Source organism: Kaistia soli DSM 19436, assembly GCF_900129325.1.
Classification (GTDB): domain Bacteria; phylum Pseudomonadota; class Alphaproteobacteria; order Rhizobiales; family Kaistiaceae; genus Kaistia; species Kaistia soli.
This window is the reverse complement of record NZ_FQUP01000003.1, coordinates 478,534-496,875: the sequence shown is the minus strand read 5'-3', so window position 1 is coordinate 496,875 and position 18,342 is coordinate 478,534. Positions and strand designations below refer to the sequence as shown.

The 18,342-nt window shown below is 64.1% G+C and carries 15 protein-coding genes; 10 read left to right on the top strand and 5 right to left on the bottom strand.

Annotation, left to right across the window (positions count from 1 at the left end):
• The first annotated feature begins 73 nt into the window (after window positions 1-73).
• The 4 genes from BUB39_RS15700 (at window position 74) to BUB39_RS15685 (ending at window position 3,612) form a co-directional block, all read left to right on the top strand.
• Window positions 74-1,060 carry an ABC transporter permease gene (locus BUB39_RS15700; protein ID WP_073055075.1) on the top strand — a complete coding sequence of 329 codons (987 nt, stop codon included), beginning with the start codon at window positions 74-76 and terminating at the stop codon, window positions 1,058-1,060.
• 2 nt (window positions 1,061-1,062) lie between these two features.
• Entirely contained in the window at window positions 1,063-1,836 is a 774-nt protein-coding gene (locus BUB39_RS15695; protein WP_073055073.1) for an ATP-binding cassette domain-containing protein, read from the top strand.
• A 119-nt stretch (window positions 1,837-1,955) separates the two neighbouring features.
• Entirely contained in the window at window positions 1,956-2,285 is a 330-nt protein-coding gene (locus tag BUB39_RS15690) for a YajG family lipoprotein (RefSeq protein WP_073055071.1), read from the top strand.
• Between the two features lie 265 nt (window positions 2,286-2,550).
• Window positions 2,551-3,612 (top strand): GGDEF domain-containing protein, encoded by a 1,062-nt coding sequence (locus tag BUB39_RS15685; protein WP_073055069.1) that lies wholly within the window; start codon window positions 2,551-2,553, stop codon window positions 3,610-3,612.
• A gap of 18 nt (window positions 3,613-3,630) precedes the next feature.
• Here the strand turns inward: BUB39_RS15685 and uvrA are convergent, their stop codons facing one another.
• A complete protein-coding gene (gene uvrA / locus BUB39_RS15680) occupies window positions 3,631-6,558 on the bottom strand; it encodes an excinuclease ABC subunit UvrA (protein ID WP_073055067.1) in 2,928 nt (975 codons plus the stop codon).
• A gap of 328 nt (window positions 6,559-6,886) precedes the next feature.
• Here uvrA and BUB39_RS15675 point away from each other — a divergent pair, with 328 nt between their 5' ends.
• The 5 genes from BUB39_RS15675 to BUB39_RS15655 are packed head-to-tail and all read left to right on the top strand — an operon-like array spanning window position 6,887 to window position 11,156.
• Window positions 6,887-7,399, top strand: coding sequence for a single-stranded DNA-binding protein (locus tag BUB39_RS15675; protein ID WP_073055066.1), 513 nt, complete (start codon window positions 6,887-6,889; stop codon window positions 7,397-7,399).
• A 30-nt stretch (window positions 7,400-7,429) separates the two neighbouring features.
• Window positions 7,430-7,981 carry a mismatch-specific DNA-glycosylase gene (locus tag BUB39_RS15670; protein WP_073055063.1) on the top strand — a complete coding sequence of 184 codons (552 nt, stop codon included), beginning with the start codon at window positions 7,430-7,432 and terminating at the stop codon, window positions 7,979-7,981.
• On the top strand, window positions 7,978-9,966 hold the full coding sequence (locus tag BUB39_RS15665) for a tetratricopeptide repeat protein (RefSeq protein ID WP_073055061.1): 1,989 nt from the start codon (window positions 7,978-7,980) through the stop codon (window positions 9,964-9,966). The genes BUB39_RS15670 and BUB39_RS15665 overlap by 4 nt, the downstream gene beginning before the upstream one ends.
• Before the next feature lie 15 nt (window positions 9,967-9,981).
• Entirely contained in the window at window positions 9,982-10,737 is a 756-nt protein-coding gene (locus tag BUB39_RS15660; RefSeq protein ID WP_244540267.1) for an MOSC domain-containing protein, read from the top strand.
• A gap of 8 nt (window positions 10,738-10,745) precedes the next feature.
• Window positions 10,746-11,156 carry a DUF2306 domain-containing protein gene (locus BUB39_RS15655; RefSeq protein ID WP_073055059.1) on the top strand — a complete coding sequence of 137 codons (411 nt, stop codon included), beginning with the start codon at window positions 10,746-10,748 and terminating at the stop codon, window positions 11,154-11,156.
• Here BUB39_RS15655 and BUB39_RS15650 read toward each other — a convergent pair.
• From BUB39_RS15650 to BUB39_RS15640, 3 genes are read right to left on the bottom strand one after another with little or no spacing between them, the layout of a single operon-like run.
• Window positions 11,153-11,809, bottom strand: coding sequence for a MarC family protein (locus BUB39_RS15650; RefSeq protein ID WP_073055057.1), 657 nt, complete (start codon window positions 11,807-11,809; stop codon window positions 11,153-11,155). The genes BUB39_RS15655 and BUB39_RS15650 overlap by 4 nt on opposite strands.
• A gap of 56 nt (window positions 11,810-11,865) precedes the next feature.
• Window positions 11,866-13,383: a hypothetical protein gene (locus BUB39_RS15645; protein ID WP_139251495.1), complete on the bottom strand. Its 1,518-nt coding sequence runs from the start codon at window positions 13,381-13,383 to the stop codon at window positions 11,866-11,868.
• The gene (locus tag BUB39_RS15640) at window positions 13,358-14,782 is read right to left on the bottom strand and encodes an MBOAT family O-acyltransferase (RefSeq protein WP_073055053.1); all 1,425 of its coding nucleotides are present in this window, start codon (window positions 14,780-14,782) and stop codon (window positions 13,358-13,360) included. The genes BUB39_RS15645 and BUB39_RS15640 overlap by 26 nt, the downstream gene beginning before the upstream one ends.
• A gap of 363 nt (window positions 14,783-15,145) precedes the next feature.
• On the opposite strand from BUB39_RS15640, the gene gyrA reads away from it, so the two are divergent.
• Window positions 15,146-17,815, top strand: coding sequence for a DNA gyrase subunit A (gene gyrA / locus BUB39_RS15635; protein ID WP_139251519.1), 2,670 nt, complete (start codon window positions 15,146-15,148; stop codon window positions 17,813-17,815).
• Window positions 17,816-17,942: 127 nt separating this feature from the next.
• Here the strand turns inward: gyrA and BUB39_RS15630 are convergent, their stop codons facing one another.
• Window positions 17,943-18,170 carry a hypothetical protein gene (locus BUB39_RS15630; RefSeq protein ID WP_073055049.1) on the bottom strand — a complete coding sequence of 76 codons (228 nt, stop codon included), beginning with the start codon at window positions 18,168-18,170 and terminating at the stop codon, window positions 17,943-17,945.
• Window positions 18,171-18,342: the final 172 nt, after the last annotated feature.

Sequence of the window (18,342 nt, the reverse complement as noted above, 5' to 3'; positions counted from 1 at the left end):
TCGTCCGGCTGACCCTCCGCCGCTTGCGCGGAGCGAGGGCGCGCCGGCCCTTCCAACATCGTGCGGGTTTATCGTGGAAAACCGATCCCTTCTCCAGCGCCTGATCGCCAAGCCCGAATTCGGCCCGCTGGTCCTGCTGGTGGTCGAAGTCGTCGTGTTCTGGTCGATCAATCACGACTTCCTCTCGCCGCTCAACATCTCCAACACGCTCGCCTTCACGGTCGAACTCGGCCTCATCGCGCTCGCCATGACGCTGCTGATGACGTCCGGTGAATTCGACCTTTCGGTCGGCTCGCTGTTCGGCTTCTCACCGGTTCTGATGTGGACGCTGTTCAATGCCGGCGTCATGCCGCTGGAAGCGGGTTTCGTCACGGCACTGGTCGTCGCGGCGATCATCGGTCTCGTCAACGGCTGGTTCGTCACCAAGCTGAAGATCCCGTCATTCCTCGTCACGCTCGGCATGCTGCTCGTCGTGCGCGGCACGGCCCTGTTCGTGACGGACGGCTTCCCGCAGCGCACCTGGAGTGCAGGCGGCAGCTGGCTGGCCGAGATCCTCGTCGGCGACTTCTATGTCGGCCCGTTCCGCATCTATGCCTCTCTGTTCTGGTTCATCGCCGCAGCGATCATCCTCGGCTACGTCCTGACGAAGTCGCGCACCGGCAACTGGATCCAGGCGGCGGGTGGCAATCCTGGCGCCGCGCGCGCCCGCGGCGTCGCGGTCGACCGCGTCAAGATCGGCCTGTTCATGCTGTCCTCGGTCATGGCGGCGCTCGCCGGCATCATCTCCTCGATCCGCACGTCTGCCGCCAATCCCAACAGCGGCACCGGCTATGAGCTGGAAGTCATCGCCATGGTGGTCATCGGCGGCACGGCGCTCACCGGCGGCCGCGGCACGATCATCGGCACGGTGATCGGCATCCTGATCCTGCGCATCATGCGCAACGGCATCGTGCTGATCGGTGTACCGGGGCTTGCCTACAACATCTTCATCGGCGCGATCATCCTGGGCATGATGGCGCTGCATTCCTGGCTGGAACGCCGGCATCAGGCGGGGACGTGACAATGGCCGAACCTCTGATCCGGATGGAGAACATCCGCAAATCCTACGGCCGCGTGCAGGCGCTGGAAGGCGTGAACTTCCACGTCAACGAAAGCGAGATCGTTGGCCTGCTCGGCGACAACGGCGCCGGCAAGTCGACGCTGATCAAGGTGCTTTCGGGCGCCGTGCCGCTCACCAGCGGCGATATCTTCGTGCGCGGCCGCAGGGTGCAGTTCCGCACGACGAGCGACGCCATCGCGGCCGGCATCGAGACGATCTATCAGGACTCGGCGCTCGTCACCCAACTCTCGATCGCGCGCAACCTCTTTCTCGGCCGCGAGCCGATCAAGGGGCCGCGCTTCCTGAACCGAATGGATCAGGAAGAAATGAACCGGGTGGCCGATGCGCTGCTGAAACAGGTCGGCATCTCCAAGAACATCCCGCCGACGACGCCGATCGGTTCGCTTTCGGGCGGCGAGCGCCAGGCCGTGGCGATCGCTCGCGCGATGCATTTCGACAGCGACCTGATCATTCTCGACGAGCCGACCAACAATCTCGGCGTCGCGGAAACGCAGGGCGTGCTGTCCTTCGTGCGAAACGCGCGCGACTCCGGCCATTCCTGTATCTTCATCGCGCATAACATCCACCACGTCTTCCAGGTGGTGGACCGCATCGTCGTCATGCGGCGCGGCAAGGTGGTGGCGGATGACATCGACCCGAAGACGACGAGCGTCGCGGCGGTCGAGGCGGTCATCACAGGCATGCCGGAACTCACCGGCGGGGCGCCGGTGCATTGAGGCGGAGACGCGGCCCCGGTCGCGTCACCAGTCTCGATCTGTTATCATTTTATTGGAGCCGACTCGTCATCTCGCGCATTGACGGTCGAATGCAACGCCGACCAAGAGAAGCGTCCCCCATGAAGCACGCCTACGCCGCCCTCGTTCTCATCGCCGCAGCCGGCCTTGCTGGCTGCCAGAGCCAGCCGATGCAGGTGTCCGCGCCCATGATGGCTGCGCCGTCCAATGAGCCGCTCGCCTGGGTGCGGAAGGACGGCCAGAGCGGCCGCGCCAATCCGGCGCTTGCCGATCAGTTCGCCACCGACCGTGCCGCCTGCGTTGCACCGCCCGGAGACAACGCGGCCCTGCGTGCCGCTGAAAGCTGCATGTCAGGACGTGGCTATGTACTCGTTCCCGCATCGCAGGCCGCCGCGACGGCTGAGCAGTTCCGCCGCCAGGCTCGCTACTAGCGGGGCCGCGCCCGGAACGCTTTGGAGCGTGCGGCTCCTTTCGGGCCACCCGGGCTCAGCGACATCATCCCCCATGTTGGGTAAGCCGGCCGAAGGGCCGGCTTTTGACGACCGAAGTGTTCGCGCATAGGTTGCTATGCGCGAATTTTCTTGCATGATGGGCAGGGTGAGTTGGCGCTGGAGCAGATCCTGACCATCGAATCGGGCGCGCGGTGCGCGCGGCGTTCTTTTGAGACCATACGGGTCGTCGAGATACGGGCATGAAATGCTGAATTTGCGCGCGCGGTGGATCAGGCGCCGTCAGCAGATCGTCGTCTCCTTCATTGCCGCAGGAACTCTGGTCTTCGTCGGCCTCTGGATCTTCGAAAGCAGTGCAGGGATCATCCTGGACAGCGACCGATGGGCTTACCCCATCATCATCGCCTTCCTCTGCATCAATCTGCTGACCGTCGCGATGCTGCCCCGGTTTCAAGCCGCGGCCGAGGTCGCGTGCTTTCTGGCGGTTGCATTCTATCTGCTCAGTCAGATCGCGTATCTGACGCTCGGGCCGCCGGAAAAGAGCATCTACAGTATCGCGGTGGCACTGTTATGGATGCCGGTCCTCTATGTCGGCGCGTTTATGTTCTTCTCGCGCAGCCGCGCCATGGTCGCAGTAGGCGTCACCTTCGCGCTTTCCGCTGTTGCACTTGTCGGCGGCACCATCTTCACGGCCGGGCGCGGGGAGGCGGCTCTTTCCGGCCTGCTGGTCAATGCGCTCGTCTCGCATTTCCTCGTGCTGCTGCTTTTGTCGCTGGTGTTGTTCCTCCGCGATGAGTTCGACCGGATCGCGTCCCATGCGCGGAACATGGAGGATGCGGCGAACACCGATACGCTGACCGGCATCGCCAATCGGCGTGCGCTGGAAGAATGGATGCAGCGTCGCGACGCCCAGCCGAGCGATCATCGCGTCGCGCTGGTCTTGTTCGATATCGATCACTTCAAGGCGATCAACGACCGACACGGACACCTGATCGGCGACGAGGTTCTCGTCTCGACCGCCCAGCTGATCCGCAGCCAGATGCGGGCGCATGATCTGGTCGGGCGCTGGGGCGGCGAGGAGTTCCTCGTCATTATCGACAATGCCGATGCAGCCGTCGCCACCCGGCTCGCCGATCGCGTCCGCCGGCTCGTCAGAGTCGCGGCTCATCCCGTCGCGGGGTCCGTCACGCTGAGCGCCGGTCTCGCGGTGTGCGAGCCGGCTCAGTCCATCGCGGCGATTTTTCGTGCAGCCGACTCGGCGCTTTACGCTGCCAAAAGCGGCGGGCGCAACCGCGTCGTCTGCGCCTAGGCTCAGGCGGGTGCAGGACTATTCGGCGGCCTCGGCCTTGCGCCGTCTCCGCGCCGTCCTGGCCTTTTCCAGCACAGGCTTCAGGAAGCGGCCGGTATAGGAGCGCGGCTCCTTCGCGACGTCCTCCGGCGTACCGACCGCGACGATCTCGCCGCCGCCATCGCCGCCTTCGGGACCAAGATCGATGATCCAGTCGGCCGTCTTGATAACCTCGAGATTGTGCTCGATGACAACGACCGTGTTGCCTTGGTCGACGAGGCTGTGCAGCACTTCCATCAGTTTGGCGACGTCGTGGAAATGCAGGCCCGTGGTCGGTTCGTCCAGGATATAGAGCGTCTTGCCGGTGGCGCGGCGCGACAGCTCCTTGGCGAGCTTGACGCGCTGGGCCTCGCCGCCTGAAAGGGTCGTCGCCTGCTGGCCGACCTTCACATAGCCAAGTCCGACTTCATCGAGCGTCACCATCTTGTCGCGGATGCCGGGCACCGCCTGGAAGAAGTCCTTGGCCTCCTCGACGGTCATGTCGAGCACGTCGGCGATCGACTTGCCCTTGAACTTCACGTCGAGCGTCTCGCGGCTGTAGCGCTTGCCCTTGCATACTTCGCAGGTGACATAGACGTCCGGCAGGAAGTGCATCTCGATCTTGATGACACCGTCGCCCTGGCAGGCCTCGCAGCGCCCGCCCTTGACATTGAACGAGAAGCGGCCTGGCCCATAGCCACGCGCCTTTGCCTCCGGCAGGCCCGAAAACCATTCGCGGATTGGCGTGAAGGCCCCGGTATAGGTCGCTGGATTGGACCGTGGCGTCCGTCCGATCGGCGACTGGTCGATATCGATGATCTTGTCGATAAATTCGAGCCCCTCGATCCGGTCGTGCTCGGCCGGATGGAGATGCGCGCCGTTGAGATGTCGCGCCACGGCGGCATAGAGCGTATCGATCAGGAAGGTCGACTTGCCGCCCCCCGAGACGCCGGTGACGCAAGTGAACGTGCCGAGCGGGATATCGGCCGAGACGTTCTTCAGATTGTTGCCGCGCGCGCCCACAACGCGGATGCGCCGGTTCTTGCTGATCGCCCGGCGCTTTTCCGGAATCTCGACCGTGAGTTCGCCGGTCAGATAGCGCCCCGTCAGCGAATCCGGATTTGCCATGATCTCGGCCGGCGTACCTTCGGCGATGATCTTGCCGCCATGAACGCCAGCGGCCGGTCCGACATCGATGACGTGATCAGCCGTCATGATCGCGTCTTCGTCGTGTTCGACGACGAGCACCGTGTTGCCGATATCGCGCAAATGACGGAGCGTCTCGAGCAGCCGCTCATTGTCGCGCTGATGCAGGCCGATCGATGGTTCATCGAGCACGTAGAGCACGCCCGTGAGGCCCGAGCCGATCTGCGACGCGAGGCGGATGCGCTGGCTCTCGCCGCCCGACAATGTCCCGGAATTGCGCGACATCATCAGATAATCGAGCCCGACATCGACCAGGAAGGAGAGCCGCTCGCGGATCTCCTTAAGGATTCGGACGGCGATCTCGTTCTGCTTGTCATTAAGCGAGGCGGGCAGGGCCTCGAACCAGGCATGGGCGTTGCGGATCGACAGCGCCGAGACGTCGGCGATGTGCTTGCCCGCGATCTTGACCGCCAGCGCCTCCGGCCTCAGCCGGGCGCCACCGCAAGCCTTGCACGGCGTCGCGCCTTGGTAGCGCTCGATCTCCTCGCGCGCCCAATTCGATTCCGTCTCGCGCCAGCGCCGTTCGAGATTGGTGACGACGCCTTCGAAGCTCTTCTTCGTGCGATAGGCGCGGGCGCCGTCGTTATAAACGAACTCGATCTCGGTCTTGCCGGTGCCGTGCAGGATCGCATTCTTCGCGACCTCCGGGATGTCGTCCCACGGGTCGGTCATCTCGAAGCCGTAATGGCGGGCGATCGCCTCCAGCGTCTGCGCATAATAGGGCGACGACGACTTTGCCCAGGGCGCGATCGCCCCCTGCTTCAGCGACACCGAGCCGTCGGGCACCACAAGGTCGGGATCGATCTTCTTTTCGGAGCCGAGGCCGTCACATTCGGGGCAGGCACCGAACGGATTGTTGAACGAAAACAGGCGTGGCTCGATCTCGGCGATGGTGAAGCCCGACACCGGGCAGGCAAACTTCTCCGAGAAGGTGATCCGCCGCGGATCGTCGCGGTCATCCGTCTCGTCGGCGAACTCTGCCAGCGCGATGCCATCGGCAAGCTCAAGCGCCGTCTGGAAGCTGTCGGCCAGCCGCGCGGCGATATCTTGGCGGACGACGATGCGATCGACCACTACATCGATATCGTGCTTCAGCTTCTTGTCGAGCACCGGTGCTTCGGAAATCTCGAAGAACACGCCGTCCAGCTTGATGCGCTGGAAGCCCTTCTTCTGCAGCTCCGCCAGCTCCTTCCGATACTCGCCCTTACGGCCGCGGATCATCGGCGCCAGCAGATAGAGCCGCGTGCCCTCAGGCAGCGCCATGACGCGGTCGACCATCTGGCTGACCGTCTGGCTCTCGATCGGCAGTCCGGTCGTCGGCGAATAGGGAATGCCGACGCGTGCAAAAAGGAGCCGCATGTAATCGTAGATCTCGGTGACGGTGCCGACCGTCGAGCGCGGATTCTTAGAGGTCGTCTTCTGCTCGATAGAAATCGCCGGCGAAAGCCCGTCGATCTGGTCGACATCGGGCTTCTGCATCATCTCGAGGAACTGGCGCGCATAGGCCGAGAGGCTCTCGACATAACGCCGCTGGCCCTCGGCATAGATGGTGTCGAAGGCGAGCGACGACTTGCCGGAGCCGGAAAGCCCCGTCAGCACCACGAGCTTGTCGCGCGGGATGTCGACATCGACATTCTTCAGATTATGCTCGCGCGCACCGCGCACCGAGATGAACTTGCCGGTCGTCGCGCCCGACAAACGGGTCTCGATATCATGAGCCATGGGTCTTCTGGTCCATCGGGTGGGGAGCGGCCGGAGCCAACCGCAAATCTAAGCTTTCGCAGCCGCGAGACAAGGCGCAGCCGAGCAACTCGGTCCGCCCCGCCGCCTTTTGCCGAAACTCCCGTCGAATCGTCCCCATGATCTTGCCAGCCTTGCCGCGATTGTCTAGAACGAAAAGAGAACAAGCAGCCGTCCAGGGCCGATGGCAGGCGAAGCTTTGTGGACAAGCCGCGATGCCGGGCGCATGCGTCGGCGTTTGGGGCTAGTCTGACGGCGCTTTGGCGCCGAGACGTCTGGTTTGGCGACAGCGGACAGAAGGAAAAGCAGCATGGCCGGTAGCGTCAACAAGGTGATCCTGGTCGGTAATCTCGGACGCGACCCCGAGGTGCGCCGCTCGCAGTCGGGCGATCCGATCGTCAATCTGAACATCGCGACTTCGGAAAGCTGGCGCGACAAGGCCAGCGGCGAGCGCAAGGAGCGCACCGAGTGGCACCGCGTGGTGATCTTCAACGAGAACCTCGCTAAGATCGCCGAGCAATATCTGAAGAAGGGCTCGACGGTGTACATCGAGGGCCAGCTCCAGACGCGCAAATGGCAGGACCAGTCCGGCCAGGAGAAATTCACCACCGAGGTCGTGCTGCAACGTTTCCGCGGCGAGCTGACGCTGCTCGGCGGCCGGGCCGGCAGTTCCGAGGGCGGCGACTATGACAGCGGCGGCAGCAGCGATTTCGGTCGCTCGAGCCCGATGCAGAGCCCGCGTGCTGGCGCCGGCGGAGCGCGCCAGCCGGCTGCGGCAAGCTCGTCCTACGCGGCCGATCTCGACGACGACATCCCGTTCTAGCACGAAGCGTAGCTCGGGGCCGACCGCCCTATGCCCGTCCTTCCCGATGTGCTGGCTGACGGCCTCGACATCGTGTTCTGCGGCACGGGCGCGGGAGCCTGGTCGGCGCGGGTCGGCGCCTATTATGGCAAGCCCGGCAACAAGTTCTGGCCGACCCTTCATGCGGTCGGCTTGACGCCGCGCTTGCTGCGTCCGGCCGAATATCCTGATGTGCTGGGCTTTGGCATCGGATTGACCGATGTCGCCAAGGAGCATGTCGGCCAGGACGATGCGATCGACCTCGCGCTTGTCGATGCGGCAGCCCTGCACAAGAAGATCCTCCGCTTTGCGCCGCGGCGCATCGCATTCACCAGCAAGCGCGCGGCGAGCCTCGCGCTCGGCCGACCGACTGGCCGGATTGCCTATGGCCTGCTGCCGGATCGGATCGGCGCCACGGCTGTGCATGTGATGACCTCGCCATCCGGTGCCGCGGGTTCCTATTGGTCGATCGAGCCTTGGCGCGAGCTGGCGTTGGCGCGCCGGTTGATCTCGCCGGCTGCCCTCGCTAAGCCTCTCGCGGACCGCGCATCGGGGACAGCATGAACAAGGCGCAACCGCAGCTCCAGCTGACATTCGGCAAGGCGGTCGCGGCCTACCAGGCAGGGCGGTTGCGCGAGGCCGAGCAGCAGTGCCGTCTTGTCATCGCCGCGCTTCCGAAGCTCTTCGACGCCCGATTCCTGATGGGCCTTGTTCAGGCCGGCCTCAGCGCCCACAAGCAGGCGGTCGAGAGCTTCGATCGCGCGCTGGCGCTGCGTCCGAAAGTGCCGGACGTCTTGGCGGCGAAGGCGGCCTCGCTGCAGGCGCTGAACAAGCCGGCCGAAGCTGTCGCCTGCTATGACGCGGCGCTCGCGGCGGCGCCCGTCAATGCAGAACTCGCCTATAATCGTGCGACGGCGCTGGAATCGCTCGGCCGCACGGATGCGGCCATTGCCGGCTACGACGCCGCGATCACGGCGCGGCCGGATTTCGTCGAGGCGCTCAACAATCGCGGTGTGCTGTTGCAGGCAGGTGGGCGGCTGGACGCGGCGCTGGCGGACTATGATCGCGGCCTCGCGGTGCGGTCTGATCATGTGCCGATGCTGCACAATCGCGGCCGGCTGCTGCGGGATCTCGGACGCTTTGATGAGGCGCTGATGAGCCTCGATCGGGCGATCGCTGCCGCGCCGGGACGCGCTGACCTTTTCAACAGCCGTGGTCTCACTCTGCTCGCCGCCGGCCGCGCCGATCAGGCGTTGGCAAGCTTTGACCGCGGCCTCGCCTTCGCGCCGGCCGACGGCGCACTCCGCCTCAACAAAGCCAAAGCCTTGCTGGATCTTGGCCGCGCCGGCGACGCGCTCGCGACGCTGGAAGCGGCGCAGGCCGCGCTGAGGACCAAACCCGAATTCGCCGTGATCGAAGCAGCGGCGCTCTTCGAACTGCAACGCTATGAGGACGCGGCCGCGACCTGCGGGCGCACGCTCGCGGCTCATGACGACCATGCCGGCCTTTGGACCGATCGCGGCAACGCCCTGCGCGAATGCGGCCGCTTCGATGAGGCTTTGGCAAGCTATGATCGCGCGCTGGCGATGGAGCCCCAGCACCGGCCGGCACTTTACGGCCGCGGCACGCTGCTGCTGTTTCTTGGCCGCCATGCCGAGGGCTGGCCCGGCTTCGAGCATCGGCGCATCACTGCGGTCTGGCGAGCGCGCGGCGCCGGCACGCCCGAATGGGATGGCGGCCCGCTGGCAGGACGGACATTGCTGCTGCATGCCGAACAGGGCCTCGGCGATACGATCCAGTTCGTTCGCTTCGCGGCTGATGTCGCGGCGGATGGCGCCAAGATCATCGTCGAGGTGCCACAGAGCCTGCGCGCACTCGTCGGCACCATGCCGGGCATCGACGTGCGCGCGCAGGCCGAGCCACCGCCAATGCACGATGTGCACGCTTCGCTGATGAGCCTGCCCTTCCTGCTTGGTGTCGGGGATCGGCTTGGCCGAGGCCAGGTGCCTTATTTCACGCCTGATGCCACGCGGGTGCAATCCTGGCGGGCGCGGCTGCCGGAAGGACCGTTCCGGATCGGCATCGCCTGGCAGGGCAATCCGCGCGCCGCCGTCGATCGCCTGCGCTCGGTTCCCCTTGACGCGTTCGCGCCGCTCGCGGCGGTGCCCGGTATCGAACTCGTCAGCCTTCAAAAGGGCGACGGTCTCGACCAGTTGGACCGGCTGCCGGACGGCATGGAGGTCACCGTGCTGCCGGATGATTTCGCGACGGGACCCGACAGCTTCATGGATACGGCGGCCGTCATGGCCAATCTCGATCTTATAGTCTCGATCGATTCGGCCGTCTCCCACCTTGCCGGCGCGCTGGGGCGGCCGCTCTTCGTCGCTTTGAAGCAGGTGCCCGAGTGGCGCTGGGGTCCGGACGGCGAGATGTCGGACTGGTATCCATCGGCGCGGCTGTTCAGGCAGTCGCGACGGGGGGATTGGCAGGAATTGTTTGAGCGGATCGCCAGCGCGGTCGCGGCTTTCAAGAACGCCGCTGGGCGTTGAAGAGGCGAGGGCAGGATGATGCCGACGGTCGAGACGCTCTATCGCTTTCCGGTGAAGGGCTTCTCGCCCGAAAGGCTCGATCATGTCGTGCTGGAGCCGGGTCGACCCGTGGCCGGCGACCGCATCTATGCCGTCGAAAACGGCCCCTCGGGCTTTGATCCCACGGCACCGGCCTTTCAGCCGAAAATGAAGTTCCTCTGCCTGATGAAGAATGCGCGTCTTGCGCGGCTCTCGACGACGCTCGACCCCGAAACGCATGAATGGCGCATCGAAAGCGCTGTTGGCGGCATGACAGCCGGCCTTGCCGCACCCGAGGGGCGGGCAGCCGCCGAGGCTTGGCTCTCGGATTTCATGGACGATGAGCTGCGCGGGCCGCTAAGGGTGCTCTCGGCGCCCGGGCATAGTTTCTCCGATGTCGGCAAGCCCTTCATATCGCTGATCAACCTGGCCTCAGTCGCGGCGCTTTCCCTGATCATTGGCAGGACGGTCGATCCGCTGCGCTTCCGTGCCAATGTCAATCTCACGGGATGGCCACCCTTCGCCGAGTTGGACCTGGTCGGACGAGAAGCGCAACTCGGAGAGGCGAGGGTCACGATCGTCAAGCGCACGCGCCGATGCGTCGCGACCAATGTTGATCCGGCGACCGCGGAGCGCGACATGGCCATTCCGGCGACGCTGCAGCAGGAATTCGATCACATGGATTGCGGCGTCTATGCCGAGGTTACGGTGGGTGGCCGCGTCGCACCCGGCGACCAGCTGAAGCTTTTGTAGGTCTGCCAATGTCGCTCGCGCCCCTCCTTGCTGCTTCACCGGTCATCCAGGTCCATGCTTTCTCGGCAATGGCCGCCTTTGCGCTCGGGCTCGTCCAATTCGCGGCACCCAAGGGAACGTTGCCGCATCGGGTCACCGGGTGGCTATGGGTGGTCCTGATGACGATGGTTGCCGTGTCGTCGTTCTGGATCCACACCATCAGGACATTTGGCGATTTCAGCGTGATCCACCTCCTGTCGATCCTGGTGTTGGTGGTCTTGCCCGGCACGGTTCTCGCCGCGCACCGTCATCAGGTCTCGCAACATGCGCGTGGCATGAAGAAGCTGTTCATTGGCGCACTGGTGATCGCCGGTCTCTTCACGTTCCTGCCGGGCCGGATCATGCATGAGGTTGTGTTCGGGCAAACCGACAGTCGCTAGGCAGCCGGCAAGCCCGATGCCCTGACGATCGCCACGATACCGTCGGCGACGAATTGAACCGAGAGCGCCGAGAGCAGCACGCCGAGCAACCGCGTCAACACGATGCGGCCGGTATCGCCGAGCACGCGATCGAGCGGGCCAGCCAGCATGAAGACGAGCAGGCAAGAAAGAACCAGCAGCGCGACGATCACAAGCAGGCCGATGAGGCCGAGGGTGTCGGGCGCGCCGGAGGCGATCAGGATCGTCGCCGAGATTGCACCCGGCCCGGAAATGAGAGGGATCGCGAGCGGGAAGATCGCGAGATGGCGGACATCCTCGGCGTCGAAGGCGCTCTCTTCGAGCGCGCGGTCAGCGCTGACTTGCTTGCGCTTGTCGCGCCGCTCGAACACCATTTCGAAGGCGATCCAGAACAGCAGCAATCCGCCGGCGATCCGGAAGGCGGGGATCGAAATCCCGAGAAACGTGATCAGCTTCTCGCCGCCAAGCGCGAAGGCGAAGAGTATCAGCGTCGCGGTCAGCGTGGCGCGGATCGCGGTCTGCCGGCGCTGCAAGTCGGTCATGCCGCGGGTCAGCGCGACGAAGATCGGCGCGAGGCCAATCGGGTCGATCGTGACGGCCAGCGTCACCAAAGCGTTCAAGAGATAGTCGCCCACGCCTCATCCCCGCATCCGCCCTCACCGCAGAGCTTCGCATGGCCACGCGGCGGCGGCTACCAGTTGGCGGCGCCAGCGGTCCAATAACCGTAGGCGCAGGCTTCGCCCTTTGTCTGTATCGGGTCGATCAGCTCCGGCCAGCCCTCGGAGACCGCGAAGCACTCGTCCGATCCCGGCGACACCAGCTTGTAGTTCTGGCCATCCGAGCGATAGACGGGTTGGAACGGCGCGGTGTCGACTTCGACAACACTGACGTCCGGATCGAATGGCGGCAGCGCTGCCGGATAGCGACCCGATATCGCATGCTCCGCTTCGATCGCGTCGTGCAACGCCCCCAACTGGCGAATATTGCGTTCATAGCCGAAGACCAGCGGGTCCGGCGGCTGCTTCAACGCGGCGATCCGTGCCTTTGCTCGGGCGGCCATCTCGTTCGGATTGGCGTTCTTCCAATCGAAGACGTTGGTCTCGATCCCCGGCAGACAGGCTGCGAGACCGGCTGAGTAGATCGCTTGGCCCTTGGCATTGGTGTGGTAGACGGTGTCATAGCGATACTGCACCGGGACGATGGCGTTGATCGGATCGCAGTGGAGCGGCATGCCGATGGCATCAGCCGCGCGCGCCAGAGCGATCAGGCTCGCCCAGTAACCCGCCTGGAAGATCGTGCCGGAGTCGTCCTCTATGATGACCGGCCAGGTCAGCAGCATCCCGGCGCCTCGGTTGGCCAAAGTCTGCTTCCAGCTTGTCAGCGCTTCGGCTGCATAAGGCGTAAGTGCCGCCGACGAAGGCGTGATCAGCGTGCCGACGGAATGCTGGTCAGAGGCCGGGGTCTCCAGGATCAGCGCCTTGTCGCCATGGGCGTTCATCGTTGAATAGTCGTAGGGATTGTGCTCCGGGCCTGCCGCCCCGCCTGCGGCCTGGATCTGTCGCCAATCTTCGAGGAGTGCGGCTGCGGAGCGCCATTTGCCCGCCGGATGACCGGTTACGAGTGCGCCGAGGTGATCCGCGACGCCCTGCATGGCGCTGGCCGGCTGTGTTGCCAGTGCGATCGGCACCAGCCGAGAAACGGGAATGGCGCCGGCGAAAGGATAGAGAAAGGCGAGGAAGCTCTCGGCGGAAAGATCCGTGACCGAAGGCCGGCTATAGTGATCAAATTCGAGCGGCAGGACCACTCGGTCGTTCGCATCGATGAAATCGCTGGCCTGCGCCAGCAGTAAGTCGATATCCAGCCCCGCGTGCAGCCCGAAATTCAGCGTCGGCTCCCCGGTTGTCCGCTCGATCGCGCCACTATCGACGCCGAACAGCGTCGCAGATCCGCCTACGATGATCGTCTTGCGTTGTTCGGCCGGTAGATTGTGCAGCAGCTCGGCGTAGAAAGCCCGTCGAAGCGTCAGGATGTCGTTCAGCCACCACTGCGCGCCATTCCAGCTGCCAAGTTGGAACAGGACCAGCAGCGCATAGACGAGGGGTGCCATAACGGCGGCCACGGACATCGCGATGATCGAACGCCGAGCCCCCGATGTGAGGCCGAAGCGAATGCGCGCCTTTTCCTCAGAAGCGGAAATAGATGAACTCATTCGTCGAGCTGTGTCCGGTGAACGTGATCATGGCAAGGCCGAACAGGAGGCCGCAGAAGCAGGCGACGCGGAGCGCGAGGCGCCGATCGGGCAGGATGGTCGTGCCGGCGATCTGGATCGCGGGTGGCGCGAAGAAGGCGATGGCCGCGGCGAAGGCGACGAGCGCGATCATCCGGTTGAGTTCCGCCACCGAAAGGAACGGACGCCAGTTATCGGATGCGATCGCCGAGATGTCGATCATGGCAAGGAGATGCACGCCGGCCCCGGCCAGCGTCGCCGAGCGGAACAGGATCCAGGCAAAGGTCACGAACACGAAGGTCAGCAGCCAACCGGCGAAGGCCGGCAGCCGCGGCAGGCCGGATCGCGTGTACCAGCGGTTGGCCGCCAGCGCGAGGCCATGTGCGAGACCCCAGAGAACGAAGCCCCAGCCGGCGCCATGCCAGATGCCGCCGATGAGCATGGTTGCGATCAGATTGGTGTAGGTCCGGATTTGCCCGCGGCGGTTGCCGCCGAGCGAGATGTAGACATAGTCGCGCAGCCAGTTGGACAGCGTGATGTGCCAGCGGCGCCAGAATTCCTGGATCGAGCGCGATTTGTAGGGCGAGGCGAAATTGAGCGGCAGGCGAATGTTGAACAGCATGCCGAGGCCAATGGCCATGTCGCTGTAGCCGGAGAAATCGAAATAGATCTGGAACGAATAGCCGAGCGCCGCGAGCCACGCCGTGCCGAAGCCGAGCGCATCCTGATTGTCGAAGAACGGTCGGATATAGCCGGCGAGCGGATCGGCGATGAGCACCTTCTTGGCAAGGCCGACCGCGAAGAGGGCGAGCCCGAAGCAGATATTGCGCACGCGTGGCGTAAACACGCGCTTCAGGTCGACCTGCCGGCTGATCGGCAGATAGCTGGTGATCGGGCCGGCGATGAGGTGCGGGAAAAAGAACAGGAAGAAGATGTAGTTGAGAAGGTTCGGCCGCCGGATATTGCCGCGGTGAACGTCGATCAGAAACGCGATCTGCTGGAACGTGAAGAAGCTGATCGCCAGCGGCAGATGGCGAAACTCGCCATGCGCGACCTGATACCCGAAGGCGCTGTTCACCGTGTCGGTCAGGAAGTTGAAATATTTGAAATAGCCGAGGATCACGACGTCGAGCGTGATTCCAAAGGCGAGAAATGCAGCGGCAAAGCGGCCCCGCTCGATCGCGCGGGCCAGCGCGAAATTGGCGAAGAGCGAGAGGCCGAGTACCACGACGTCGAGAACGCCGGAGACCGTGTAGAAATACACGGAAGCGAGGATCAGGAAGAGCTTGGCATAGAGGTCGGAGTAGCGACCGATGGCGAAGGTGAGAAGGGCGACGACCGGCAGAAAAAGGAAGATGAACTCGGGTGTGGAGAAGAGCATCGACGCCGTGCCGCAGAAAGACGAAACACTGTTTCATTCGAAGGCATGACGATCGAAGACGCCGGCCCCCCACCGAGGGGCGCTATCTCGCATGCAACGACGGCAATGCGCAAGCAGCTCGGCTAAGGCTCCTGGAAAGACAGACGGCAAAAGTTTTCGGCACGTCCGCGAGCACCGGCAAATCCGTTGAAAAACAGCGATTTTTGCGGGTTTCCTTGAACCGCCACAATGGGGTCTCTATGATCGCGCGCAACGAAACTGATTCCGGAACCCCCCTTGTCCGATACAAACGAGCCGCCTCGCTCCGAAGAGCCGGGTGACGGCCGCCCCTCAGAATTCGAAACCATCTCGATCTCCGACGAGATGAAGCGCAGCTATCTCGATTACGCCATGAGCGTGATCGTGAGCCGCGCGCTTCCCGACGCCCGTGACGGCCTCAAGCCGGTTCATCGCCGTATCCTGCATTCGATGAACGAGCAGGGCTACGACTGGAACAAGGCCTACAGGAAATCGGCGCGCGTCGTCGGCGACGTGATCGGTAAATACCATCCGCATGGCGACCAGTCGGTCTATTTCGCGCTTGTCCGCATGGCGCAGGAATTCTCCATGCGCGTCATGCTGGTCGACGGCCAGGGCAATTTCGGCTCGGTCGACGGTGATAGCCCGGCGGCCATGCGATACACCGAAGTCCGCCTCGCCAAGCCCGCCCATTCGCTGCTCGAGGATATCGACAAGGACACGGTCGACTACCAGGACAACTATGACGGTTCGGAGCGCGAACCGGTTGTCCTGCCGGCACGCTTTCCGAACCTGCTCGTCAATGGCGCCGGCGGCATCGCCGTCGGCATGGCGACCAATATCCCGCCGCATAATCTCGGCGAGGTCGTCGACGCCTGCATCGCTTATCTGAACGATCCGGCGATCTCGATCGAGGATCTCATCGACATCGTCCCCGGCCCGGACTTCCCGACAGCCGGCATCATCATTGGCCGTGGCGGCATCCGCGCCGCCTATCAGGAGGGTCGCGGCTCGATCCTGATGCGCGGCCGCGTCACCGTCGAGACGATCCGCAAGGAGCGTGAGGCGCTTGTCATCACCGAGATCCCGTATCAGGTGAACAAGGCCACGATGATCGAGAAGATCGCCGAACTGGTGCGCGACAAGCGCGTCGAAGGAATTTCCGACATCCGCGACGAGAGCGACCGCCAGGGCATGCGCGTCGTGATCGAACTGAAGCGCGACGCCGTGGCGGATGTCGTGCTGAACCAGGTCTACCGCTTCTCGCCGCTGCAGACGTCGTTCGGCGTCAACATGGTGGCGCTGACCGGCGGGCGGCCGCAGCTGATGAATTTGAAGGACCTGATCCAGGCCTTCGTCAATTTCCGCGAAGAGGTCGTGGCGCGTCGCACGCGCTTCCTGCTCAACAAGGCGCGCGACCGCGCGCATGTGTTGGTCGGCCTGGCGATCGCGGTCGCCAATATCGACGAGGTGATCCATCTGATCCGCACGGCGCCCGATCCGGCGACGGCGCGCGAGAGGTTGATGGAACGTCATTGGCCTGCGGTCGATATCGCCCCGCTGATTGCGCTGATCGCCGATCCGCGCCATCGCCTCGCCGACGATGACACCTACCGGCTGTCGGATACGCAGGCCCGCGCGATCCTCGACCTTCGCCTGCAGCGCCTCACCGCGCTCGGCCGGGACGAGATCGACGAGGAACTGAACAAGCTCGGTCTCGAAATCGCTGACTACCTCGAGATCCTTCGCTCTCGCGCCCGCATCGTCGCAATCATCCGCGAGGAGCTTGTCGCGGTCCGCGACGAGTTCGCGACGCCGCGCCGCACCGAGATCCTCGATGGCGGCGCCGATTTCGACGACGAGGACCTGATCCAGCGCGAGGACATGGTCGTCACGGTCAGCCACGAGGGCTACATCAAGCGTGTGCCGCTCGCGACCTATCGGGCCCAGAACCGTGGCGGCAAGGGCCGCTCCGGCATGGCGACCAAGGACGAGGATTTCGTTACGCGCCTGTTCGTGACCAACACGCACACGCCTGTCGTCTTCTTCTCGTCGCGCGGCATCGCCTACAAGATGAAGGTCTGGCGGCTGCCGCTGGCGGCGCCGCAGGCGCGCGGCAAATTCCTCAATAACCTGCTGCCGCTGCAGGATGGCGAGCGCATCACCTCGATCCTTCTGCTGCCGGAGGACGAGGCGAGCTGGGAAACGCTCGACGTCATGTTCGCGACGACGCGCGGCACTGTCCGCCGCAACAAGCTGTCGGACTTCGTCCAGGTCAACCGCAACGGCAAGATCGCTATGAAGTTCGACGAGGACGGCGACGCGATTGTCGACGTTCAGCTCTGTTCCGAGCACGACGACGTCCTGCTGACCACGGCCGCCGGCCAGTGCATCCGCTTCGCCACCACCGATGTGCGCGTCTTCAAGGGCCGCGATTCGACGGGCGTGCGCGGCATCGCGCTTGCCGATGGCGACAGCGTCATCTCGATGGCGATCCTCCATCATTTCGACGCGACGGGCGACGAGCGCTCGGCCTATCTCAAGATGAGCCGTGCAGTGCGCGGGGAGGCCGAGAGCGAGGAAGTCGTCGTCGATGTGGATGCTGAAGCGGGCGCCAATGGCGAACTGCCGCAGGATCGCTACATCGCGATGAGCGCGGCCGAGCAACTGGTGCTGACCATTTCCGAAAACGGATATGGCAAGCGGACCTCGTCCTTCGAATACCGCATCACCGGGCGCGGCGGCAAAGGTATCGTCGCCATGGCCGTGAACGAGCGCAACGGCAAGCTCGTGGCGTCCTTCCCCGTCGAGGACAGCGACCAGATCATGCTGGTCACCGATGGCGGCCAGACGATCCGCATGCCGGTCGGCGGCGACAAGCCGATCCGCATCGTTTCGCGCGGCTCGCAGGGCGTGATCGTCTTCGACACCGCTGCCGGCGAGAAGGTCGTTTCGGTCGATCGTCTCTCGGAAAGCGAGGCCGAGATCGAGGGTGAAGTCTCCAAGGAGGCGTAACAACGCTCCTGGTCGCCAGCCACACAAGAAAAAACGCCAGCCTTGCGGCCGGCGTTTCAGTTTTGGGGGAGGTCTTCTCTTCTGGAGGTCGGGTAACCTTATGGGGTGGGGGCTAACCGATAGAAGCTCAGTTTGCGACCGGGGCAGGGACGCGGGTCAGGATCGACATTCCGTCCGTCCGCTGCTCGATCGTAATTTCGGGGCGTGCGCTGGCATCGGCCACGGTCATGAGGCGATCCTGCTTCTTCGCGATATGGACGCGCGTGTCGCTCAGCACTGCGGCGCCGGCCATGCCGACTGCGATCGTCGCAACCGCACAGGTTGCCAGGATCATCATGTGGAACCACGTGGTCATGTCTCTTCTCCGTGTCGCGGCCGATTTGATCTTGGACACATCACGCCATCAGAGCTATGAACCGCTTCACTGAAAGCCGTTCGTCTGCCCTTCATTTGGACATTCAACGTCGCAATTTCGAGGCGGTTCCTTGGAGTTTCCAAGGCAGCATGGTCACAGCTTCGCGATCGTG